Annotated in this window: 20 protein-coding genes; 3 read left to right on the plus strand and 17 right to left on the minus strand. The window is 39.4% G+C overall.

All coding sequences use genetic code 11. The features are described 5' to 3' along the window. Window positions 1–90 precede the first annotated feature (90 nt). The 12 genes from Q8M62_RS21385 to Q8M62_RS21440 form a co-directional block, all read right to left on the minus strand. Complete coding sequence (locus tag Q8M62_RS21385; RefSeq protein WP_304899537.1) at window positions 91–1,266, minus strand: glycosyltransferase family 4 protein; 1,176 nt, start codon at window positions 1,264–1,266, stop codon at window positions 91–93. Then, window positions 1,254–2,477, minus strand: coding sequence for a hypothetical protein (locus tag Q8M62_RS21390; RefSeq protein ID WP_304899538.1), 1,224 nt, complete (start codon window positions 2,475–2,477; stop codon window positions 1,254–1,256). Before Q8M62_RS21390 ends, Q8M62_RS21385 begins: the two co-directional genes overlap by 13 nt. Then, on the minus strand, window positions 2,449–3,039 hold the full coding sequence (locus Q8M62_RS21395; protein WP_304899539.1) for a DapH/DapD/GlmU-related protein: 591 nt from the start codon (window positions 3,037–3,039) through the stop codon (window positions 2,449–2,451). Before Q8M62_RS21395 ends, Q8M62_RS21390 begins: the two co-directional genes overlap by 29 nt. Next, window positions 3,032–4,576 (minus strand): oligosaccharide flippase family protein, encoded by a 1,545-nt coding sequence (locus tag Q8M62_RS21400; protein WP_304899540.1) that lies wholly within the window; start codon window positions 4,574–4,576, stop codon window positions 3,032–3,034. Before Q8M62_RS21400 ends, Q8M62_RS21395 begins: the two co-directional genes overlap by 8 nt. A 73-nt stretch (window positions 4,577–4,649) precedes the next feature. Then, window positions 4,650–5,960: a nucleotide sugar dehydrogenase gene (locus Q8M62_RS21405; protein WP_304899541.1), complete on the minus strand. Its 1,311-nt coding sequence runs from the start codon at window positions 5,958–5,960 to the stop codon at window positions 4,650–4,652. Between the two features lie 510 nt (window positions 5,961–6,470). Beyond that, window positions 6,471–6,845, minus strand: a complete 375-nt coding sequence (locus tag Q8M62_RS21410; protein ID WP_304899542.1) for a PIN domain-containing protein — start codon at window positions 6,843–6,845, stop codon at window positions 6,471–6,473. After that, a complete protein-coding gene (locus Q8M62_RS21415; RefSeq protein WP_304899543.1) occupies window positions 6,832–7,068 on the minus strand; it encodes a hypothetical protein in 237 nt (78 codons plus the stop codon). Before Q8M62_RS21415 ends, Q8M62_RS21410 begins: the two co-directional genes overlap by 14 nt. Before the next feature lie 468 nt (window positions 7,069–7,536). Further along, window positions 7,537–8,481 (minus strand): UDP-glucuronic acid decarboxylase family protein, encoded by a 945-nt coding sequence (locus Q8M62_RS21420; protein ID WP_304899544.1) that lies wholly within the window; start codon window positions 8,479–8,481, stop codon window positions 7,537–7,539. Between the two features lie 1,016 nt (window positions 8,482–9,497). Beyond that, window positions 9,498–10,046 (minus strand): hypothetical protein, encoded by a 549-nt coding sequence (locus tag Q8M62_RS21425; protein ID WP_304899545.1) that lies wholly within the window; start codon window positions 10,044–10,046, stop codon window positions 9,498–9,500. Between the two features lie 433 nt (window positions 10,047–10,479). Further along, window positions 10,480–12,915: a polysaccharide biosynthesis tyrosine autokinase gene (locus Q8M62_RS21430; RefSeq protein WP_304899546.1), complete on the minus strand. Its 2,436-nt coding sequence runs from the start codon at window positions 12,913–12,915 to the stop codon at window positions 10,480–10,482. Between the two features lie 2 nt (window positions 12,916–12,917). After that, a complete protein-coding gene (locus tag Q8M62_RS21435) occupies window positions 12,918–13,727 on the minus strand; it encodes a polysaccharide biosynthesis/export family protein (protein ID WP_304899547.1) in 810 nt (269 codons plus the stop codon). A 204-nt stretch (window positions 13,728–13,931) separates the two neighbouring features. Next, window positions 13,932–14,300, minus strand: a complete 369-nt coding sequence (locus Q8M62_RS21440; protein WP_304899548.1) for a DUF2116 family Zn-ribbon domain-containing protein — start codon at window positions 14,298–14,300, stop codon at window positions 13,932–13,934. Between the two features lie 194 nt (window positions 14,301–14,494). Between Q8M62_RS21440 and Q8M62_RS21445 the strand changes: the two genes are divergently transcribed. The 3 genes from Q8M62_RS21445 (at window position 14,495) to Q8M62_RS21455 (ending at window position 17,195) form a co-directional block, all read left to right on the plus strand. After that, complete coding sequence (locus tag Q8M62_RS21445; RefSeq protein WP_304899549.1) at window positions 14,495–15,184, plus strand: DUF2490 domain-containing protein; 690 nt, start codon at window positions 14,495–14,497, stop codon at window positions 15,182–15,184. Window positions 15,185–15,364: 180 nt separating this feature from the next. Beyond that, a complete protein-coding gene (locus Q8M62_RS21450; protein ID WP_304899550.1) occupies window positions 15,365–15,949 on the plus strand; it encodes a DUF4136 domain-containing protein in 585 nt (194 codons plus the stop codon). 403 nt (window positions 15,950–16,352) lie between these two features. After that, window positions 16,353–17,195 (plus strand): OmpA family protein, encoded by an 843-nt coding sequence (locus tag Q8M62_RS21455; protein WP_304899551.1) that lies wholly within the window; start codon window positions 16,353–16,355, stop codon window positions 17,193–17,195. Window positions 17,196–17,592: 397 nt separating this feature from the next. Here the strand turns inward: Q8M62_RS21455 and Q8M62_RS21460 are convergent, their stop codons facing one another. The 5 genes from Q8M62_RS21460 to Q8M62_RS21480 all read right to left on the minus strand — a co-directional run bounded on the left by Q8M62_RS21460 (window position 17,593) and on the right by Q8M62_RS21480 (window position 24,633). Then, window positions 17,593–18,936: a TolC family protein gene (locus tag Q8M62_RS21460; RefSeq protein WP_304899552.1), complete on the minus strand. Its 1,344-nt coding sequence runs from the start codon at window positions 18,934–18,936 to the stop codon at window positions 17,593–17,595. Continuing rightward, a complete protein-coding gene (locus Q8M62_RS21465) occupies window positions 18,917–19,597 on the minus strand; it encodes an ABC transporter ATP-binding protein (RefSeq protein WP_304899553.1) in 681 nt (226 codons plus the stop codon). Before Q8M62_RS21465 ends, Q8M62_RS21460 begins: the two co-directional genes overlap by 20 nt. 182 nt (window positions 19,598–19,779) lie before the next feature. Then, on the minus strand, window positions 19,780–22,179 hold the full coding sequence (locus Q8M62_RS21470) for an ABC transporter permease (protein ID WP_304899554.1): 2,400 nt from the start codon (window positions 22,177–22,179) through the stop codon (window positions 19,780–19,782). A gap of 314 nt (window positions 22,180–22,493) precedes the next feature. Continuing rightward, window positions 22,494–23,843, minus strand: a complete 1,350-nt coding sequence (locus tag Q8M62_RS21475; RefSeq protein WP_304899555.1) for a Gfo/Idh/MocA family oxidoreductase — start codon at window positions 23,841–23,843, stop codon at window positions 22,494–22,496. Between the two features lie 130 nt (window positions 23,844–23,973). Further along, window positions 23,974–24,633 (minus strand): DUF1080 domain-containing protein, encoded by a 660-nt coding sequence (locus Q8M62_RS21480; protein WP_304899556.1) that lies wholly within the window; start codon window positions 24,631–24,633, stop codon window positions 23,974–23,976. Window positions 24,634–24,791: the final 158 nt, after the last annotated feature.

Here is a 24,791-nt window from a genome sequence, read left to right on the forward strand (position 1 = left end):
TTCAATTATTATTAAAAACATAATGATATTCTGTAATGTTTTATGAATTTTTAATATCGACTTCAGATAAAATATAATTCATAAAAAATATTAGATTTTAAACAATTGAATAATTGTGTTCTCCCAACAATATTGTGTTTCAGCTTTGAGTCTAGCATTTTTGGAATATTCAAATCTTAATTCACTGCTTCGATATAACTTTTCTAAATAACAAAAAAGCTCATCTGGATCATTTTCAGACATCAGGTAACCATTGATTCCCTGATCAATAATTTCATCTGCTGCAACACTATATTTTCCAGATTTATTACTTATAGCAATACAAGGAAGACCACTGGACATAGCTTCAATATAAACACTACCAAAGCCCTCATATAAAGAGGGTAATATAAATAAATCATTTCGTTGATACCATTCCTCAACATTTTCTTGACGACCTACAAATTCAACAATCCTATTTATCCCTAATTCTAAAACCAAATTTTTAAGACTTTGATCATAGGGCCCTTCTCCAACGATAGTCAATTTAACCGGAATACTAAAAGAGTTTAATTTTTTGACAGCCAATATAACGCATTGAATATTTTTATCAGGTACTAAACGGGAAACTGTAATTAAATTTAAGGTATTGTCGATACTATTGTAAGTATCCTTAGGTTTAAAACGCTGAGTATTTACTCCAGGAGGGACTATTAAAATTTTTGAGCTATTTTTATTCAACTTGAAAAACGAAAGTGTTTCTTCCATTCTGGCTTTGCTCAGAAAGACATTTTTACTATTAAGAATTGCTCTACGCTCTAATTTATAAGCGGATATAATAGAAATTTCCCAGGAAATTGTTCTTAAAACGCTTATAAAACCTTTTGTGTTTCTTAATTTTTCTTTGAAAGTTGTTTGTCCATAAAAAGAAAATGGAGCTGCATTTATATAAACAACATTATTCTTACCAACTATTTTAATCGCCGCTAAAGCCATCGTAAAAGATCTTGCCCACACTAGATCAAAACCTGTAAGATTTTTTTTCAACTGGCTCCTTAAACTAAATATTTTACTATAAAAATTAAAAAAAGGTACTTTTTTGTTTTGTTTTAAGGTAATTATTTCTGCACCTTTTGGGGCAGCATCAAAGGGTGTAATATCCTGAACATTAAACAGAGTGACATGATGCCCTTGTTTTAGCAATTCTTCTGTCACATGATATATGTAAGCCTCAATGCCTCCTCTAGATCTACCAAGTAATTCATATAATATTGCTATTTTCGCCATATTTTGTTTTTAATATTTGCGAAATATAGCAAAATCCTATTTACTGTTCTAATTCTTACATTTGAGGCATGATTTTCTATTCCTGAGAAATTGACAGATTCCATCTTACAGTAACTTTTTTCACAAATCAATATATATTTTTCATCATTAATCTTTTCTTTTACAGCCAAAGCAAAAGAGTTAAAAACCCAAGCATCGCTTCTCACATAGAAATCTTTGTTGATTACTAGACCTTTTTCCGAAACTATCGGATAAAAATAATCACCATTCCAGGAATAGGTTACTATCCAATCTAAAATTTTTTCTGCCCTTGCATTGTATTCCTCTCTTTTGTTTTTTAATACTTTTCCAGCCAATATAAATCCAGATGCACAGGAACAAATACCCCAGAGATGAATATCCATATTAACGTTTAAATAAGGTATTATGCCGTCATTGTTTTGCATATATGCAACGTGTTCTGAGGCAAAACTAATTAATTTGGATTGTAAAGGACTATTAACACAAGTTTCAGCCATACTGTGCATCTCAACTTGTTGCATTTGATGATAGTAATCAACTTTATCCTTTTGAATAACAGAAAGGTCAATTCGTTTTTGGTCAGAATAGTACCAGAATTTTCCTGGCTGATTGGGTATATTACTTAAAACTCCATATAAATAATTTATCATTCCATGATAAATAATCTCTAATTCAGCATCAGGGAAAACGGATATATATACTCCAATCGCTCCTGCAGCAAACGAAGTTCCATTATATACCATAATTTCTTTTGTACTATAAGGGGCATAAGGTATTGCCCATTTTTCATCAGATATTTTAATTGAATTGTTTCGAATCCAATTTGAAGCTAGTTCGGCAGCTTTTTTTACATCATCTCCTTGAAACCTTTTATAATATTCAACAATAGCTACTAAACTAACTAATTCAGGCGATGTGGATTGCCCTTTTCGGTGCAACCTGCCAAAATTAAAGTCATATCCTATATCAAACCCACCATCTGGTCTTTGAATACTTAATAAAATATTGCAAACATGTGTAGCGCGATCTTTCCATTTAATATCTTTAGTCGAATCCCAAAGTCTTAAACATCCTAATAATGTTTCATATATTGTTTGACTACAATATTTAACTTCCACTGGGGTAAGTAGTGCTTTTTCAATTAACAACAATAGCTCGCTTTTAATTTTCATTAATACTATATCTATCATAACAATCTCCTAGTATTTTAGCTGGAACACCACCTATAATTTTAAAGGATGCAAAATTTTTCGTTACTACTGAACCAGCTGCAATTAGACAACATTCACCAACCTGTACTCCAGCTGTAATAACAGAATTTGCTGCTATCCATGTCCCTGGACCTATTGTAATATGACCACCTAAACCTGGACCGAATCGAAAACTTTTGTTTAAAACTGTGTGATTACTGCTAACCATTTTTACTGATGGTCCAAGCATTACTTGACTTTTGAAAGTAATCCCACCTCTGATTCCACTTATCCAACAATTATGACCAATATAGACGTCATCCCCAACTTCAATTTGATTTATATGCTCAAGTTTTGCACCAATTCCAACTTGAAAATTTTTACCACATTTCTTTAAAAAAGGACGATAAATAAATCCTCTTAACCTACAACCTCTTGCATCTTCCGGAAAGATTTGCACAAATAGTTCCAATAACCGAAATAATAAACTTCCGCAGAAATTTATTTCAAAAACAATTATCCGGTAAATTTTTCCAAAAAACCATCTAAAGTATTTATACATTTTTGTGTAATCTAAGTATTAAATTGGATGCTTGATATTTAATTTTATTTATTAAAATAAGAGATATTGCTTCCTCTTTATAAATCAACCAATTCACTACAAATTGAATGAGGACCAATAAACCTAATAAAATTGTATAAAAATAAATAATTTCCCACCATGTGCTAATATTTTGATTGTGAAGAACAGAACTTGCCATGTAAAAAAAAACTAAACTCAAAAATACGGGTACAATTGTTGTTTCAAAGGCTACTCTTAAGGTATTAAAATCCAAAAATACTTTTTTACCTATATATATGCAAAGTGTGCTTCCGACCCATGAGAAAAGAAGAATACGAATACCGGATCCTATAATGCCAAACTTATAAACTAATATAAAGGATGAAAAGATTGATATAACGGTTAAGGTGGAAATAATATTAGTTAACCATTTTATTCGACCTGTTCCTTTCAATAATGCAAAATAAGCTGAAACACCACCATTAAACGCAACTCCCAAGCAAAAAAGTCTTGCAAATGATGATCCATTTTGAGCAAATGCAGGGGTTAACCATTTAGATAGGAAATATGGAATAATGATAGCTAACGGAACAAAAATTATAATTGAAAAAATAGTTAAAACCCATAAACTTGTCACATATAGCCTTTTCATTTCTTCACCCTCCTCCATTGAGCTAAACCTAGGAAATAAAGCTTGAGAGACTGCTCCCGTTAAACCTTGAGCCTTAATAATCAGATCTTTTGGAGCAGTTAAATAACCCACACTCGCAGCACTAAAAAACACTCCTAAAACAAATTGATCGACGTAGGTAGAAATTTTTTGAATCAAGTCGTTTAAGAATGAAAAAATTCCGTAGCCAAAAACTTCATGAATCCCGTGCTTCTGAAAGTTTGGATAAAGAGAAATCTCCGGTATCATTTTTTTTGCCAAAAACCCGTAAATAAAAACATCAAAAATGGCACTAACTAGTGTTAGGTAAGTCAATCCTACTATACCACCACCTAAAGTGGCAACAAAATACATTGAGGTATAACGAAGAATCATCATTATCAGATTATATTTATTTAAAACATCATACCTTTGAACTGCTTCTGGAATCGTTTTAAATGCAGAACTAAACATGGTAATTAAAAATGATGCCCCTGAAACACGCAATGCATACGAGGCATTTGAAAAATTTTCGGGACTTAATTTGAATAAACCAATGATATATGTAGAAAATAAAATAATCAGACCACTTATAATAGTACCTGAAAAAATATATACAGTTAAAGTAGAACCAAGAACTCTATTTACACCTTTAATATCATTTTTTGCGTAGTACTGAGACACATATTTTAATGTCGCTTCTCCAAGACCGAGACTTTGAAGCTGAGCAAAACCACCTACCATTAATATAATTGCATAAATTCCAAAATTTTCTATTCCAATTTCTTTAATTAATACAGGAACGATCAGAAATCCAGCTAAAGCCATTAAAATAGTAGCGGAAATATTCCAAAGAGCATTTGAAAACAGGCTTTTAGGCTTAATCATATATTTTAAATATAGATATATTAATTATTATCAAGACATTTAAAATAACTACCTATAAATTATTTCTGTTCTTCTAAAGTCTTGCATCTACGTTATCTTTTTCCAGAACCGATTTAACATCAAACACCACCTGATTTCCGGATTTCTGAATCGGCCAGGATTGAAATTCCTGGTGAGCTACTGCCAGGATAATGGCCGAATAATCTTCTAAATTAGGTTTGGTCCCGCCATTGATGACCGTTACACCGTATTCATGCAGGACTTCAGCCGGGTCTGCCCAAGGATCATAGACGCAGACATCCATATCAAAAGACTTGAGTTCATTATAAATATCTATTACTCTGGTATTTCGGACATCCGGGCAATCTTCCTTGAAAGTAAAACCTAAAATCAGCACTTTGGAGTCTAAGACCTTCAGGTCTTTGCGCATCATTAGTTTGATCACCTCAGTAGCGACATACTTTCCCATGGAGTCATTGAGTCGACGACCGGCCAGTATTATCTCCGGATGATAACCGGCTTCCTGAGCCTTTTGGGCCAAATAATACGGATCCACTCCGATACAATGTCCACCCACAAGTCCGGGTTTAAATGGTAGGAAATTCCATTTGGTACCTGCTGCTGCCAATACTTCCTGAGTATCGATATCAAGTAAATTGAAAATCTTACTCAACTCATTGACAAAGGCTATATTGATATCACGTTGTGAGTTTTCAATCACTTTGGCTGCCTCGGCCACTTTAATGCAGGAAGCTTTGAAAGTCCCGGCAGTTATAATGGACTTATAAAGCTGGTCCACGTATTCCGCGATTTCAGGGGTACTTCCGGAGGTTACTTTCAGGATTTTGGTGACAGTATGTTCTTTATCACCCGGATTGATTCGCTCCGGTGAGTATCCTGCAAAAAAGTCTTCGTTAAATTTCAGACCCGAAAATTTTTCCAATACAGGAACACATTCCTCTTCTGTCACTCCGGGATAAACAGTGGATTCATAAATCACCACGTCGCCCTTTTTCAAGACTTTACCGATCGCTTCTGAGGCTTTCAGCATAGGAGTCAGAACAGGTCGGTTGTTCTTATCGGTCGGTGTTGGAACAGTTACGATGTAAATATTGGCAGAAGAGATTGGTCCAACTGCATCCGTTATCATCAAACCCTTTCCTTTTTCCTCTAATTCCAGATATGTTTTGGCCAAAACTTTTTGGAGGTATGCATCTTCTACTTCCAGTGTTCGGTCATGACCTTTTTGGAGTTCATCTACCCGCTTTGGATCGATATCATAGCCAATGGTTTTGAATTTTTCTGCAAAAGCAGCTGCAAGCGGAAGGCCGACATAACCTAAGCCGATAATGGCGATTTTACTGTCTTGTATTGGGGTTAGCATTGCTGTGGGTAAATTGTAAGTGGTCAGTTTGCAGAGCGAAGCGAAGAGCCTTTCTGAGCTTGAAAAGGCAGGTAGAGCCAAGTAGGAATGAAGTCCAATTAAAGATCAAATTTTAGAATCTCCTTCTCTCTGAGAACTCTGTGGTGAAAAAATGATTCACCGCAGAGGCGCTGTGAACGCAGAGATTTTTTACCAAATAGTCAGTTTGCAGTCGCAGTGGGCAGTTTGCAGAGCGAAGCGAAGAGCCTTTGTGAGCTTGAAAAGGCAGGTGGAGCCAAGAAGGAATGAAGTCCAATTTAAGATCAAATTTTAGAAGCTCGTTTTCTCCGAGAATCTCTGTGGGGAAATTCCTTTGCGCTTCTTTGTGTTCCCTACCTGCCGGCAGGCAGGTTTGCGGTTACAGAATTACTTACCTAGGAGTGGAAAGTTTGCTGAAAACTCCAATAGATAGCAGTCCGAAGACTGCATTATAGTGTTCCCGTATGTCTCAAGAGTGTACGAATTCAACGGTTATTCTAAGGATATTATTTTGAGAATCTTTTTATCAAAGGTATGAAGGATGGTATTGGAACTTTCTTGATGGTAAGCAATGAGTAGCGCATCAGCGAAATCAATTTTATTCTCGGAATAAATTTGCAGGGATTTAAGAATAACATTTTTATTCTCCATGAATAAGTATTTATACTTTATGAGCCCTCCCAAAGACTCTTTTATATCACTTTTGGGCACCGAATATACTTTCTCAAGAACATAAACTACTTCAGCGAAAATAAAGTCAGTTAGGGAAATTTCCTGATTTTCGATTACCTCCTTTACTATCAAAAACTGCTTTGGATTGTCTTGCAGCAGATATCTCAAGATATAATTTGCATCAATGAATGCCATGCTTCTCAGTAACTACTTTCTTCCAAATTGTTTCTTCTTCCTTCAATTTATTTGCATCTGAATATGTATGCAATTTTCCAGCAACATTTGGGTATCCGGATAATTGATTTTGTTCGGAGAAAGATTCAGTATTAACTTCTACTACAAAATTTAGTTTAAGAAGCAACTCCTTTAGGTAGGCTTGATTCTTCTTATTATCAACTTTAACAATTAATGTTTCCATATCATTTTTTTTTCCTTAATAATGAATGTCATATACTTATTGCCTCCACTCTGCATACGTAGTGCTTAGGAGTAGTGTTTAGTGTGCAGTTGGCAATCGCAGTGATCAGTGATCAGTCGCAGTGATCAGTTTGCAGAGCGAAGCGAAGAGCCTTTGTTAGCTTGAAAAGGCAGGTCGAGCCAAGTAGCAATTAAGTCCAATTTAAGATCAAATTTTAGAAACTCCTTCTCTCTGAGAACTCTGTGGTGAAAATCCTTTGCGCTTCTTTGTGTTCCCTACCTGCCGGCAGGCAGGTTTGCGGTTAAAGAATTATTTACCCTGGAGTGTAAAGTTTGCTGAAATCTCCAATGGATGGCAGTCCGAAGACTGCATTATAGTGGTCCATTCCGTGTGAACCCCCTATCTCACCGACCGAAGGGAGTCCTCGACTTCGCTCGGACTGACATACCGCCACCGCGTAACAATTAACTAATATCCAACCTTCAGCAGGTTATCAAAATAGGCTATCGTCTTCACTAATCCTGTTCGGAGATCTACTTTCGGTTCCCAATCGAGTTCCTTTTTTGCCAAATCGATAACAGGTTGTCTCTGCATAGGATCGTCCTGAGGAAGTGGTAAAAACTTCAGTTGGCTTTTGCTTCCGGTCATTTCGATGACCAATTGGGCGAGTTCCAGCATGGTGAATTCACCGGGATTGCCAATGTTCACGGGCCCGGTAAATCCGTCCCGGGAATTCATCAGGCGATACATCCCTTCGATGTTGTCATCCACGTAGCAGAAGCTCCGGGTTTGGGTGCCATCTCCAAAGATTGTAATGTCCTGACCTTTCAAGGCCTGAACGATGAAGTTACTGACTACCCTGCCGTCATTGGGGTGCATTCTTGGACCATAGGTGTTGAAGATCCGCATCACCTTAATCGCAACTTTATGCTGTCGGTGATAATCAAAAAAGAGGGTCTCGGCACATCGCTTTCCTTCATCGTAGCAGGCACGGATACCGGTGGTACTTACACTGCCCTTGTAGGATTCGGGTTGGGGGTGTATTTCCGGATCGCCATAAACTTCGGAAGTACTGGCCTGAAGGATTTTTATTCTAAGCCTTTTGGCTAAGCCGAGCATATTGATGGCACCAATTACGGATGTCTTGGTGGTCTGAACCGGGTCAAACTGATAATGAACAGGGCTGGCAGGACAGGCAAGGTTATACACTTCGTCCACCTCAGCATAGAGAGGAAAAGTCACATCGTGCCTCAGAAATTCGAAATTCTTATCATCGAGGAGATGGTGAATATTGGATTTTCTTCCTGTGAAAAGGTTGTCTACGCAGAGCACTTCGTTGCCTTCACTCAGTAATCGTTCACAAAGGTGAGATCCCAAAAATCCGGCGCCTCCGGTGACTAGTATTCGTTTCATGGTTGGGTATTGAAGGTTTGAGAGTTAATTGGTTAAGGGTTAGTGTTATTTATATCCTATGGAACCACTTGACTTCAAGGTTAGAACAAGATTATTTATTTTCCTTTTTAAAGGTTTCTGTTTAATAAGTAGCAGCTCTCATTTTGGAAGGACAGTGATCTGAGCCAGGTGCTTGAACCTTTGGCAAGGTATAGAATTTTAATAGATTCTATGTTTTCATCGCTTTCAAATCCTTGTTTTAAAAGTTTTTGAATGATTTTTTAAGGTAATCCATGGATTCAGAAGAAGCCATTTCCAAGCAGCGAAAATCTGAATGGAAAACTTCTGTTTTTCGGGAGCGCTCCCTGAGGACATAATCGGAAAAGATCAGAAGAATCAATTTAAAAGGATCCAGTTTAAAGTTACTTGAAACTATATTTACAGGATTGCTGATACCGTGGAATACTTTGAATTCAGATTTTGGAAGCTTTCCAAACAGCGTTCTACTTTGAAACAGGATCCAAACTGTTTTCGGAGAATTAATCAGCTGTTGGCGTTTGTCAGTGCTCAGTAGCTATGGCCTAATTGGAATTTTGTGAGAAAGTTAAATCAAATAAACAACCCTTTCACAAGACAGTATGAGATACAGCTTCGCCCTTTCAGTCCCAGCTTCGCGAAAAAAAAGAAATGAATCAGCCTTAGAACTATGGATTGTTTTATCCGGGTATGGGCTGATTTTCTTTTTTAAATGCTCTTTACGCGCTAGTCTTAGCTGATTGTGAATTTGAAACTGAGTCACAGAAGACTCAATTATTTTAGGTTTACCGGTTTTTTAAAAAATGAGCCTCAAATCGAAGATTTAATCCATTTTATGTAAGTATTAAGATTAAAGGTACGAAACTGAGTTGTTTCTGAACTCATTTAATATCCAATTTTTTATTGTTTTTTTCATATTCAAGAAAATGCTTTTTACTTCCAGAAATAAGGTTTACAATTTTCAAATGCGGTGTGTTGCGTTTCATTTATACAGCCTATTTTTAAATGTCAAGGAGCTCTGAATTCTGAAAAACCCAAAGCTGAGAGTTGCCAAAATTCTCCAAAAAAATCTGGGCACCACTTTCAGTTTCCCAAAGCCATTTTTCTTTTTCCGGATCCATTGCACTTTGGATGATAGTGGCAAGGTGGAGACCAATAGTCTGAAATTGGGCACCATAGTCATATTGCCGTCTAAATGTTCCCACCAAATTTCCATTGAGTTCGAACCGGTAAAAGCTTACCGGATAGATTCCATTTTTGAAGGTAAATCTTGTGGTTTTTAGTTCTTGTCCATTTTTAGAACAAGTACATTGAACAGATGGGGAATCCTTCGCTACAGGATAAATAAAGCCTGGAAAAGGTTCTGAAAATGAGGTTTTTAATTCAATACGTTGTACAGAACTGTCTGAAGACCTTTGCTTGAACTCATCAAGCATACCGAAGGGGTCGAAAAAAACCGGCTTATCCGAATACGAATAACGGAAATTAACTCCGGCTACTCTTTTAGTAACGTAGGTGCGTCCTGTCAAAAATCCCTTAAAATAGTCCATCTCTTCTTGGGTTTTAAAAATTAAACTATTGCAATCAATTAAAATAAGTTAGTTAAGGAGGAGGTAACTTGGACACAAATCTTAAGCCAAAATAACAATCGATGCTAGAACAAAATTAATAAAAAACTCCACTTTAAAAATAGTTGGCGTAAAAAAAAATTAGTAAATAATACAAATTTTATACGAAATTTTATATTTTTTCATGGATTAAGTCATTCAAAAAATAATAAATTATTAGTTAAGAAAAAAAGTTCATTTTTTGAAAAATTTAAGCCTTTTAAAGGTCTAGACCTGAGGGGTTTCAAAGGTTTAGCGGAGTTTTAATAGTAAATAAATCAGGATATTTCCGATAATCGATTAAATATTATTAATAAATGACCTAAAAAATCAGGAGGACTTCTTAGGGTATTTTATGTGTCAAAAAGACCAAGAATTACTTGCGTATTCTGAGTGCCCGTTTCCACCAGGGGAGGTAGACTTCTTCGTGATATCCATAAGAATTGCTGCCATAGCCATAGCCGTAACCATAGCCATATCCTTTATCAATATGCAGGTCATTAAGAATACCATAGATCTTAGTGATTCCACCCTTTTCCACTAAATTATTTAGAATTTGGGCATCCGCTTTATTGGAGTATCCTTGACGGAACACGTAAAAGCTCACATCCGCAAATCCAAATAATTCCTTTGTCTCTGAAACCAGGCCAACCGGAGGACAATCAAATACTACAACATCGTATTCGAGTTTGATTTCCTCTATAATGGTTCTGAATTTATCCTGAAGAAGTAATTCTGCGGGATTAGGGGGAATCGGTCCGGAAAGGATCACATCTAAATTTTCGTATCCAGATGGCTTTACGACTGATTGCCAAGATTTGTCACTGCTCAGGCAGGTACTCATTCCTTTGTCATTGATCAGGCCAAAGTCCTGGGCAATCCTTGGCTTTCGAAGATCCAAGCCAATCAATATTGTTTTTTTACCCATTAGCGCAAAGACCGATGCCATATTCATGGAAACGAATGTTTTCCCTTCTCCAGAAATCGAAGAGGTAAAAAGCAGTGTAAGGCTTTGGCGCTGGGGACTCAAATATGCGAGATCAGCACGGAGGGAGCGAAAAGATTCAGTGACAGATGATCTTGGGCTGTTAAACACCGGCAGTGCATCTTCCGAACTGTTTCTTCCGATCATACCAATCAGGGGCACTTTTATTTGCTTTTCAAGCTCTTTTGGATCCTCAATTTTGGTGTTGAGGAAGTCTTTAATTGTGATAAAGCCAATTGGTAAAATTAGCCCTAAGATCAGTCCAATCAGGAGGTTAAGGGAACGCTTTGGCGCTACAGGCAGCTGACCGGATTTACCATAATCCAAAATCATGTTACTCGGCATATTGGATGCCTGTGTGATTTCTGCCTCAGCTTTTTTCTGTAGGAAATAGATGTAGATATTTTCGTTGATGGTAAACTGACGGGTGTAACTCAACAATTGCCGTTCGGTCGCCGGAAGTGAATTAATTTCCCGTTCGATGGTTCGGATTCTACCATTCAAATCCGCCAAGACATTTTGGGTATTCACGATTGCAGAATTCACATTTTCCTGCAAGGCTTTGGTAGTATTCTGGATTCTGGCGTTGATATCGCGGACTTGAGGAGTTTGATCTGAAAAATTAGCTGTGAGTCTTACCCGGTCGGCTTGCATTTCAGATAGACTTTGAACCAAAGTATTAAGAAGCGGATCGGCTGTACCGACTATTGAGGGTGCAACCATTTCACCTGCCTGGCCACTTGCAAGGTAATTGCGCAGGGTTTGGAGATACTTGAGGTTGATTTCGTTTACTCCTTTTTCCTTTTCAAATTCAGAAAGTCGTTCAAAAATGATGGAGCCTTCTTGGGAAAGGTTAAAGATTTTATTTTCGGAGCGGTACTTTTGAAGTTTATTTTCAGAACCTCTCAATGAATCCGTGATGCCACTTAGCTGTTGATCGATGAATTGGATGGTGTTTTCGGCCGTTCTGTTTTTATCATCCAACTCCCGCTGCAGGTAAGTTTCCATAAGCTTGTTGAGGTAGTCTTCTCCCAATCTCCTGAGCGGGGTCTCGAGACTTAGTATGACAATAGAACTCTGTTTGTTGGATGGTGCCGCGGAGAGTTTTTCCCTGAAAGATAGAGCTAGTGAGGGCGTGTCAATCAGTTGAAAATAAAAGACTTCCTGAGGAAGGGCAGACACTTTTTCGACTATGAACTCGAAAAATTCACCTTTCACCGGATCGCCAAAACGGTGGATGGCAGGCTTCAGGGCAAGTTCTTCTAACTTGGTTTTATAGTAAGGGTCTTTTGGGTTAAAGACTGAAAACTCATCTTCTGCCACACTGAGTAGAAAAGTATTTTCATCGACCACTTCCACCTTAAAGAGTCCTCCTACCACTTGGGATTTGGTCCAGTCTGCATTTACATAGATTGGGAAATTACCATAGGATTCAGTTTTCTTTAAAAAATCCTCTTTGTAGTATTTGACATTCAAGTTAAGTTGATCCAACGTGGCCTGTGCCAATGAAAAAGATTTGAGAATTCCGATTTCATTCTCGATGTTACTTTTTCCTTGCAGTCCCATTAGCCCTGCAGATTCAAACAGATCAGAACCAAGGGAAGCGTTATCGTCTTTGACAATTACTGTCGATTCCACCTTGTAAATAGGGGTCGTGAGTCTATTAAACAGAAAAGCTGAAAGCAAACCTAAAAAGGCAAATGCAATTATAAGAGGCCAATATTGCAGGTAATTAAAAAGGATGACTTTTAAATCAATCTCATCTTCCTGATTTACCATAAAGGGAGACTGCTGACCGGGGTTAGCTTGAGGAGAATTCGGATACATTTTTATCGAGTAGCGACATTGATGATTAGGACTGCTGCCGTTATTGCAGAAATAATAAGGGCCAAAGATTGGGCAGCATTTTCACCTGCTCCTACTTCACGAACTTTCATGGGTTCGGCATAAATCTGATCATTAGGCTGAATAAAATAATAGGGGGATCGAATCAGCTGACGATCATTTAGGTTTAAGCGATGAAGTTTTGTTCCTTCAGGATATTGACGGATGAGTAAAATTTCATCTCGTTTGGAGATATTGGTAAGATCACCTGCATTGGCGATTGCTTCAAAAATGGTCATTCTGTCCTGTAATACCACAAATTTACCCGGTCTTTTGAATTCTCCTAAAGCTGAATATCGGATACCACCGAGTTTGACTTTGACATAAACTTCAGTCTTAACATATTCTTTAAGCTGAGATTCAATTTGCATCCGAACTTCCTCCAATGATTTATTTTGAACTTGAATCTCTCCGACAATTGGAAGGCGGATATTTCCGTTTCTATCAACTGTGTATCCAGTCATATAGTAGATGTCTCCACCACTTTGACCTGCCACTTGCATTTGCTGATTAGCAGCAGCAGTCTTATTATTAAATCCGTTTAAAAGAAAGTCTTGTTCGGTTTGGATGTTGACATCGACAATGTCGTTGTATTGAAGCTTGTACTCCGGTATATCATACGAAATCAGTTCATCCTCAGAAATTACCTGATTGTCATTAAGATTTTGCAGGTAGATGATTTTTTCATTGGAAACACAGGCCATAGAAGCCCAAAAAAGGAGTCCAATACCTAATGCACTAGCGAGTTTACGCATATAGAAGTTTAAATAATTGATATCAAAATATGGGCAAATTTAGCGATTTCCTTTAAAAAACGGAGTTTTTTGTAAAATCGTAAAAATTAAAGACTGTTGATCCTATTAATCCTTAAGGATTAAACCTTTAAGCCAAAGGCCAAGGATCAAGCTTTATTTTGCGGAAACAAATAATTTAACTAATTGTTTTTTTTTAAAATCCCACTAAATCTCCTTCCCCTTAACAATCAAAAACCAATCTCCTTCAAGTTCGAGATACCCGAAGTCATAGCAATAATGGTAAAGGTTACCTTTTTTGTTTTGGTAGCTATGGGTGAAAAATTTGAAATTAAACCCTGCTCGCATCAGTCGCTCCCGGGTTGTCTTGGAAAGATCCTCCCCTAGTGGGATCAATGTCTGAAGGATATTTCTGTTTTTCTTTAGGGTATGATTGATATTTCGGATCAGGTTGGTGCTATCGGCATTTTGTTGATTGTTGTAAGTATTTCTGCAGCTGTCATCACAGAATTTTTTGTCTACCCTACCCTGAATCGGTTTTCCGCAATGTAGGCAGTTTCTTTTTTCCTGGTTCATATCTAAAAAGTTTAAATCAATTTACAGGATTAGTTTGATTTTATCAGTAGGTAGAGGTTGAATTTGGGCTTAGAGGTTAGTAAGTTATAGGTTGATTGGTTATTGGTACAGTCAATTCTTTTTGTGGAAGTACAAACACTGACATCTGTCATCTTGACTCTAACTTACTGACACTATTTTACTATTTTTCCCACATGAAGAAAGTTCTGATCCTTATCCTATTTGTACTGATTTCCATTCCTGCTTTTTCCCAAGAGGAAAGCGAGTTGGGAGCTTGGTACATGTATTTTGGGAATTTCAGATTTACTGAGTCTCCTTGGGCAATTCATGGGGAATTACAGCATCGTAATCACAATGTCCTTGGTGATCTTGAGCAACTGCTTATCAGAACGGGGCTTCAGTATAATTTGAAATCAGGCCAAGTAAGTTTCCTTGCAGGGTATGCATCCATTAACACAGGGACTTTGGGAGAATCCAGGGAAGATTTCCATGAAAACAGGATCTATCAAGAGGTTATTTTGAGACAGAAGCTTGGTAAAATCGGCCTTACGCACCGCTATCGATACGAGCAGCGATGGATTGAAGAATCAGACTTTCGGACCCGCTATCGCTATGCGGTTTTCGTGAATGTTCCCCTCAATACCAAAGAGCTGAGTGATAAAGGCGCCATTTACCTGCAGGTATATGATGAGATTTTCATTAATGGAGAAAAGCCAACAGAAAATTCTCAGTTTTTTGATCGTAACAGAATCTATTTAGGCTTGGGATATCGTACATCACCGAAATTGGCATTGCAAATTGGAGTGATGGAACAAACAAGTACTTTCCGTTCGAAGACCCAACTCCAATTCAGTGCCTTTCACCAGCTATTCTCCAAAAAATGAATTCTCGGTGATTTTTTGATATGATTCTGAAAAAAAACACATTTTTTGAACAGATTGTGATAAATTAGATTTGCTAGAACACTGAAAAATAAAGACTTGACAAAACAAAATTTCAGATCCTAGGGTTAAACCCCCGCCATAGCTATGTAGATATCCCGAACAACCAAATCTTAGTAACCCATGAAAATTTCATCTGCCCTCCTCCTAATCCTTATTGTGATTACAGCCTCCTGTTTTTCCTCCAAAGATTATGTAACCGATTACGACTACAATTATACTGGGTCATTTAAAAAATATAGGACTTTTGCGTTTGTAGAGTCGGGTGAAAATGAGTCCTCGCCCTTATCGAGTGTTCTCAATGCTACCATAGGGGCAAGATTGGGTTCACAGGGTTATCGGGAGCAACTTAACAAACCGGATATGCTGGTGAGTTACAAAATTTTTTCTGACTCGATACGCTATCGGGGGTATGTGCAACCTGAGTTTGATTATTGGCTCAACAGGACAGGGATGACCTATCGCAATGAGGAAGGCGAAATCGAGCGAGAGCAGGAAAAAGATGAAACGTATAATCAGGTCAAATACGCCCAAAACAATGGCATGTTGGTTATTTATGTCATTGACTCTAAAAAGGGCAGCACGATATGGCAAGGATACACCGCTGCTAAATTTGATCAGGAATCACCTAGTTTTCAATCTGACATTACAAGGGCTGCCTATCGGGTGATGAATGAATTCAAAATCATCAATAGATTGAGCGAATAAGCTAAATCAACTCCTCATACTGGGGAGTTTATCAGCACTTATGCCAAAATTGTCCTGAGAAATCGGGACATTTTTTTTTGCCCAATTCCTATTTGAAAAATTCAAATTAGCTGATTTGAAGCTTTGAAGGACTTTTTCAGCGCCTATTATGTTAATCACAAGCAAATTTTACTGATGTGGCGGCTTTTTTGGATTAAAAGAGGAAATCAAAAACTAAATGCCATGAAATCGAGCATGAAAAAAAGTCACACACTGTAATGATTTTCCTTCATGCGAGATTCCAAATGGCCTTTGAAAAACAAATTATAATCATATGAAATCGAGCAGAACAAAAACGCCAAACACTAAGACGATTCCTAGCCAAGCGAGATTCCATCTAGCCTTAAAAAAAAACTATAATCAGATGAAAACATCATTAATTCTTGCAGGCATCATTGGCCTAAGCCTGACAGTCTCTTGTGTGTCAAAAAAGAAATACACGGAACTTGAAAGCAACCTTTTTAGAACTCAAACAGAACTAGCCGTCACCAATCAAGAGAAAGCTGAATTGGAGGAAAAAATGTCAGCCATCGAAGCTCGCGTAGCAGAATACAATTCCAGAATCAACTCGCTTCGGGAGACCAATGATCAATTGTCCGAGAAAAACAGCGGGATGCTGAGTATTGAAGGTGCTGCTGTAATGTCAAAAAATTCCAAAACTAAAATGAAAGAGACCCTGACCAAAGTAGATCCAAGCTTGCTTGCCGGAGCCAAAACTTTGGAGGACTCAGTCAACCTTGCCATCGGACATAATATCAGACAGAATATCACCGAGCAGGGAGGGGATGCTGATGACATTCAAATTGATATCGACAAAACAGTAGTAATGATCTCGATTTCGGATAAATTACTTTTTACCACAGGCAGCTATCGAATCAATTCAAAGGCAGAACCTTTGCTTAAAAAACTTGCTGAAGTAATCAACGCTGAACCAAGTTTACAAGTCATGATAGAGGGACATACTGACTCAAGAACAATCTCTACCCCGGCTTTGGAGGATAACTGGGACCTGTCAGTTAAAAGAGCTACTTCAATCGTCAGGATGCTTCAACTGAAATATCAAGTTGCACCGGAAAAAATGATTGCTGCCGGTAGATCTTCATACATGCCTTTGGTTGAAAATGACAGCAAAGACAATATGGCCTTGAACAGAAGAACCCGTATCGTCCTTATCCCGGATTTGGACATGTTCTTCTCAATGCTGTAATACACCAACTACCACAATTCAACCAACTGAAAGACAGGCCTAATAGGCTTGTCTTTTTTTTGCCTATGAAAATCCATTGTTGTCTTTTTAACCATTAAGAAAATTAAGGGGATTTAGAATTTGAAATTTTCCAATTTGTCAGAAAACTTTTATGCCTTCGATCCCCAACTGGTTCAAGACTTCAGCCCTGCCCGATGCAGGCGGGCTTGGACCCATAATTATGCAGTCTTCGGACTGCTTTTTAAAATCCATTGAATCAACAGTGGCCCTCTGTGGTGAAAATTTATTGTTATCCTTGAAGTTCTTCTTTGTTCATTCGAGCCTTTGTAGCAACAAACCTTGGCAGACCCTGACTACCGAAGGCAGGTCTGTAGTAAATTCTTCCTGCTCATGTTGATCAAAACTCCAAGGTACCCAATGCAAATTTCATTAAGACCTCCTGGAAATAAAGGGTATAAACCGCCTGCGCAAGATCTGCTTGCGCTCTCACCATCGTTTGATTGGCTGTTGAAATATCTACAAAGCTGGAAAGCCCAAGCCGGAAACGCTCGCTCACGGCCTTAAATGCCTCTTCGGCAGCCAAAACCTGGACTTGGGAATTTTTCTCCTTTCGTAGGGCAGCAGAGTAATTCTGATGGGCCAATTTCACATCTTGGTAGACTTTTCGCTCGATCGATTCCTTGCGAAGTAGTTGATTTTCATATGCCGCGCGACTGCGGGTGACATCAAGCCGAGCTTGGAAGTTTGTGAAAATAGGAATCACTAATCCAATACCCAGCGTATTCTGAGGGTAAATCCTTAAAAACTGCTCCCGAAGGGAACGACTGTCAAGTGAGGTAAAGAAAGTGTTGTAATTGTAGAAAGCATTCAATCTCGGAAAATACATCGCTTTCAAGGCTTGCATGTCTTTTTTAAAAGATGTAGCAAGCAAGGATTGTTGACTTAAATCCTGACGGTTGGATGTTGCCAGTTCATAGAGTTGAACAATGTCCAAGCCATCGAAAGAACCTGTCTCGCGGATAGGTTCCACTGATTCTATTGCCGGTACCACACCGGGGGCCAATTGGAGGTATTCGCTCAATAACCAAAGGTCATTTTGCAGTTGAATCTCTGCATCGACTTTTACAGATTCAAGTCTTGCCACCTCGGATTGCTGATTGTATAGATCAGAAATGGTTCTTAAGCCTGCGTCGACAAAACCTTCGATTTGAGCAAGCTGTTGCTTTTGATTGTCTAAGTTTTCGCCTGCTATTCGCAATAATTCCTGATCCAACAATACCTGGAGATATCTTTGAGACACATCAAAGATCACTTGTTGTTTAGCCCGGTTTAGTCCTTTTTCTCCCGCTTGTAAGGCGAGATTGGCGGATTGGGTATCCAGAATTCTTCGACCGGAATTGAATAAAGGCATGTTCATGCTTAGGTTGCCGCCGACGATATCATTGGTCACATTGGTCACCACAATTTCACCTTCGATTTGCTGGAACTGCTGACCACTTTGCCTGGCAAAATTGGTGGAGACCCCCACATTGGGCAGGTGGGAAAGAAAAGCTACTTGCTTCTCCCGCTGAAGAATGGACATATTGTTTTCCTGGATTTTATAGTCCAGATTTTTGCTCAGCGCAAGATCCACTGCCATTTCAAAATTCAAAGGAATGGTATCTTGAGCTTTGACAGTTCCGATTAACAGGAAGACGCCTAAAAGCGTGGTAATGGAGAGTTTATTTTGCAATCGCTTCATCAGTTTCTATTCTACCGTCTACTAAATTGATTAATCGGGTGCCGAAATCGGCGTTTTCACGGGCATGGGTTGCCTGAATGATGGTTGTTCCCTCGGCGTGAAGTTCCTGGAATATCTCCATGATCTCTCTGGCCTGTCCTGAGTGCAAATTCCCTGTTGGCTCATCGGCCAAAAGCACTCTGGGACGTCCGGCAATTGCCCTGGCTATGCCTACCAATTGCTGTTGACCTCCTGAGAGTTGCGCAGGAAAAAGATCCTTTTTGGCCACCATATTGAATCTGTCCAAGAGATTGGCAATGATGCTTTTTCGCTCAGTGGAGGAGACACTACGGTAGAGCAATGGCGTTTCAATATTTTCATAAACTGTGAGTTCATCGATCAGATGATAGGCCTGGAAGATGTATCCAAACTCACTTTTATGCAGGCTGGAGCGCTCTTTATCCTTCATTTTTCGGATACTTTTATCTCCAAAAAAATACTCACCTGCATAGTCCTCATCCAGCAAACCGAGGATATTAAGGAGCGTAGATTTTCCTGCTCCAGATGGGCCCATGAGCGTGATGAATTCCCCTTCGTTGATGGTAAGGTTAATTCCTTTGAGGATAAATACCCGCTGAAAACGCGATTCGATGTATTTATCAATTTCTTTGAGTTGGATCATTTTGTAAGGTTGTAAGGTTGTTAAGTTGTAAGGTTGTAAAGTTGAAAGGTTAGAGGTAAGGAAGTATGGAAGTAAGGAGGTTTGGATGTTTGGATGCTTCGACTGCCCACCTCTGCGGGCAAGCTGCTCAGCACAGGAGTTTGGAGGTTAGGAAACATGGGTCATCCGACATCAAACATCAATTACTCACTCTTTAAAGTTTTGGAAGGATTTAAGGTGTACACTTTCCAGCTTCGGTACCCGATTGTGATCAATGCCAAAAGCAGGACGATCAAAACAGCATACAGATACGGCCAGATTCCGATGGAGGCTTTATTGGCAAAGGCTGCAAGCCAAGCGTCGGTAAACCACAATCCAAAGCCTATAGCCAAACCGGCAGCTAATCCCAACAGCCTGAAAAAGTCTGCGGAAAGGACGGAGAGGACGTCATGTTGCGTTGCTCCAAGTACTTTCCGAATACTTATTTCACGGGTTCTCCGTAAGGCGACATAAGACACCAAACCGAATAATCCCATGCAGGCGATAAAAATCGCAATTCCGGAGAACAGTCCAAACACTGCCCCAACGCGCTCTTCAGAGCGATACAATTGGGCGTATTCCTGATCGACAAACTTGTAATTAAAAGGTCGGTCAGGAGCCATTTCTTTCCAGGTTTGCTCAAGCCTTGCAAGATGTACAGCAGGATTCCCTGCAGGAAGTCTTAGCAGTAAAACATTGGCTTGCTCAGGATCAATAAATATCGCAAGGGGACCAACTCCATGGTGCAATGAATTGAAGTAAAAATTCTTAACAACACCCTTGACATGGGCCATCCCTCCTCCAAAATTCACTTTTCTTCCGATAGCTTCCCCGGCATTCCAACCCAGCTGCTGAAGTGCAGATTCATTTAAAATGACGGGGTATTCCATTGAGGAATCATAGGCCATTGTTCTGGAAAGATCCGTGTCCAGAAAGTTTTCTCCTTCCAAAATTTCCAAGCCTATGGTTTTGACTAAGTCTTTGTCTACGGAATAACCCGTGATCATAAATTCATTTTGATTGTCTCCTCCCGGAAAAATTCTATATCCTGCCTTGATAAAAATCGGCATATCCGAAGCCAAGGCAATGGATTCGACAGCGCCGGTTCGGAGCATTTCCTGCTTAAGAGTTTCAATGGATTTGCGCATGTTGTAATGGTAGGGCAAGGCTACCACCTGCTCCTTTTGATATCCCAAATTGACTTCTTGCATGTAATCCAATTGGGTTTTGACTACAAAAGTGGAAATCAATAATCCTATGGATACAAAAAACTGAAACACTACGAGGGACTTTCTAACCCATGCGCCACCTCCGATTTTTACTTTGTTGCCCAAGGCCTTGATTGGCTCCAAACCCGAAAGGATGACCGATGGATACAGCCCGGACAAAAATCCAACTGTCAGGACCAACCCAGCCAAAGCCAAGATGCCCGGCACTGAAAACAACAAAGTTAAGTCCAGTGGAACTCCCCCCAATTTGGCAAACTGCGGGGCTACCAGATAAATAATCAACAAACTCAAAACTGCCGCTCCAGCCGTCAAAATCAATGATTCCGAAACAAACTGACCGAATAGTTGCAATCTGTCAGCCCCCATGACCTTGCGTAGTCCTACCTCCTTATTTCGCTCGGTAGCCTCTGCTGTAGCGAGATTTACATAGTTGATGATCCCAATAGCAATCAAAAGTAAAGCTACAAGTCCAAAGATATAAAGGTACCTGATGTCAGTTCCCGGTTTTACAGAACTCAGCGACTGATCGCCTAAGTGAATTTTTGTGACAGGCTGTGCATAAAAAGCAGTTTCAAAACCATTCTCTTTTTGAGCTTCACCAAGGTATTTCTCCACCATCTTTGGCAGTTTGGCCTTAAACTGTTCCAAATCCGCATCCGCTCGCAATTTTACATAGCTGTAATAGTTGCTGGGTGACCACTCCGGATTTTTTCCATGGCGATGAGTCTTGAAGGAGGCTAAAAAATCAAAGTCCAAATGACTGTTACTTGGGAAATTTTCCATCACACCTGTGACCAAGTATTCTTGATCATTGATTTTCAAAGATTTTCCTTCTGCATTTTGAGCAGAACCAAAGTATCGCTTGGCAGTACTTTCAGTCAAAACCAATTGATTGGGATTATTGAGAAGGCTAGCGCGCTGTCCAGCGATAATCTTAAAGTCAAAGACTTGATAAAAATTTTCATCCACAAAGGCAAAGCGGGATTCTTCCTGATTTCCCTCGCCGGCATTCACCATGACGGATGAAAATATACTCAAATCAAAAACGAGCGTTCCTGTTTCTACTTCCGGAAACTCCTCAATTAAAGTGGGTACTAAGCTGGAAGGTGTCGTGCCGACCAGTTGTTTTTCTCCACCTGAGACAAACTCCTGATTGAATTTATAAATCCGATCCGCATTGGAATACATTCGGTCATAACTCCACTCGTGATGAATGTAGAGCGAAATCACAAAGAAGCTAACCAGGGCTATTGTCAAGCCGAGTAAATTGATTCCTGAGTAAAGCTTCCGCTTTTTCAGGTTTCTAAAGGAGACTTTCAGGTAATTTTTCCACATTTTGGTAAAGGTTGGAAAGTTGGAAAGTGGTAAGGTTGCAAGGTTTGTGAAATCAAATCTAAACTTTGGACATCTGGAGAATTTCAAATCCCTCAAATCTCCAATTTCAAATTCCCTATCCCCTTTTCCACTATTATGCCATAAAAATAGCCTCAGAATGCGCTCCTGAGGCTATTTTATGCATTTACACCATTTACTTTGTCGAACATTTTTGTTCGCTGGCGGACGAAGACAATGACCAATGATCAATGGTCAATGTTCAAGTTTCAAGTGTCAGTACTTGATACTTGGTACTTGGTACTTCGTACTTTTACTCAAAACTTCCGATACTTTCCTCCCAAATACTTATTGGCTTTTTTCTCTGCGAAGAGCGCTTTTTCATTGTCCCAGTTCAAGGTTTGATTCGGGAAACGACCAGCAATGACTCCCAACAGGATTGTCTCTGTCAATCGAGCAGAATACTCAAATGGTGCACTGCACTCATCTTTGCCAAGACACGCATCGACAAACTGATGGTAATGCTTTTTACTTTCACCGGCGTAATCCTTGACAGGAGCACCAAGTTTGAATGGTTCTACATCAAAAACTTCATATCTCCCATCCACAATCAAGCGGGGAAGTTGTTGGAAGTGAGGCAATAACAATCTCCCTTTTTCACCCATAAACATCGCTCCTTGGTCAGGTAATGCGTCGCCATTTGGGAGTTTCAGGTCTTCGTGATTTGCCGGTGCCCCAGGTCCATCATACCATACCCACTTCAAGGTTTCAGCGGTGTAAGGAGTAGCTGGAAATTCATACGTCACCACATTGTTTTCCGGAAAACCAAATCCCGTTGGCTTGCGGCAATTGTTTACGATTGTCCTTGGCACATCAAGTTGAAGGGCATTGTATGGTGTGTCAAAAATATGAACGCCCATATCTCCCAAAGTTCCGCAGCCGTAATCAAGTAATTTTCTCCAGTTGCCGGGATGGTAAACGCCCTCTTTATATTTTCGCTTTTTAGCCGTTCCTAACCATAAGTTCCAATTCAAATTTGTCGGGATAGGATCGCTCCCCTGAGGACTTGAACCATCGAATCCCCAGTTTTTAGGAGACCAGGCACGAACAGTATGTACTTTCCCTATGATCCCTGACTGAATAAGCAAGGTCGCCAGTTTGTAATCATAGAAAGAGTGTACCTGAATCCCCATCTGGGTCACCAAATTTTTATCCTCAGCCATTTTTCGCATGGCACGTGCTTCTGAGACATGGTGAGTCAGGGGTTTTTGGCAATACACCGGTTTGTTCATTTCCATGGCCATAAGCGATGCCGGAGCATGGGTATGATCTGGTGTAGACACGATTACGGCATCGATCTGATCCTTCATTTCTGATAGAAGCAGTCGGTAATCCGCATAGGTTTTAGCATTGGGATAGAGTGCAGTAGCATTGCTGAGCGCATTGCTGTCCACATCACAGAGCGCAACTACATCGACTAGTTCATGAGAGGCAATGGCACGGAGATCTTCCATTCCCATTCCTCCCAATCCTATATGGGCGGTTCTAAGGCGACCATTCGCTTTGGCTTGCGCTAAAAGTGATGGAGCTAAAACTACTCCTGCCGCACCCAGTGCGGACTTTTTCAGAAAGTCTCTCCGATCAATGATTTGAAAATTCTTGTTCATTAGGTTCTTGGGTTATTTTTTTCAGTTTCATTACAAATAGATTCCAGCCAAATAAGGATAAAAATTTTGTTTCTTCGGTCTTCCGTCATCAGTCGCTTGTGCTGAGCGAAGTCGAAGCATCCAGCTTTTTCTATAATTCTTTGATGGCAATATTTCGAAATCGGACTACATCTCCATGACCAAGAAAACCTATATGGCCGCTGCTTCTTTTCAGTCCCGGATGGTCTTTTTTGTCTAATGTCCCATTTCTACTCGCTTCTAAATAGTCACCTTCCAAGATGGTTTCTCCATTTAGAATTACTTTGATTTTTGGATGCTGAACGATTACCTCCTGTTGATTCCATTCCCCGACTTGCTTTAGAAAGCCTCGCTTTGCAGCAATTACGCCATACACCGAACCATGGTATTGGTATTCCTGTAGCGTCGAATACTTGGGATGCTCGCTGTCCAAAATCTGAATTTCCTTGCCAACATAGGCGGCATCCCCTTCCAAAGGGGCGTGAATACCAAGTCCATTATTCGCTCCGGGCGTGAGTTGAAATTCAAATCGAAGGATGAAGTCTCCGTATTCCTTTTCGGTAAAAAGGTTACCTCCTCCCCCACCTTTGGGTTCGATGACGATCATGCCGTCTTTGGCTTTATAGGATTCTTTGTTCCCGACCCAGCCATCCAGATTTTTGCCATTAAAAAGTGGAGTAAAACCTTGATCAGTATCTTGAGCAAGGGAATGAAGGCTAGGTGAAAAAACAATACAAAGGAAAGTTATCCTTTTCCAAAACCGAATTGCCATATCCTTTTTAAGTTTAGAATCGAGTCTTCTACAAATCTATTGGACAAATTGACTTTTCAACGGTTTTTGTTTCAAAATCCTTGTGGGTTATTTGATTGGAGATTTTGGGGCCGCCGAATCGTGGAATCGAAGACTAAGTCAGAAGGATAAAATGAGAA

The organism is Algoriphagus sp. (genome assembly GCF_030694375.1).
Classification (GTDB): Bacteria; Bacteroidota; Bacteroidia; order Cytophagales; family Cyclobacteriaceae; genus Algoriphagus.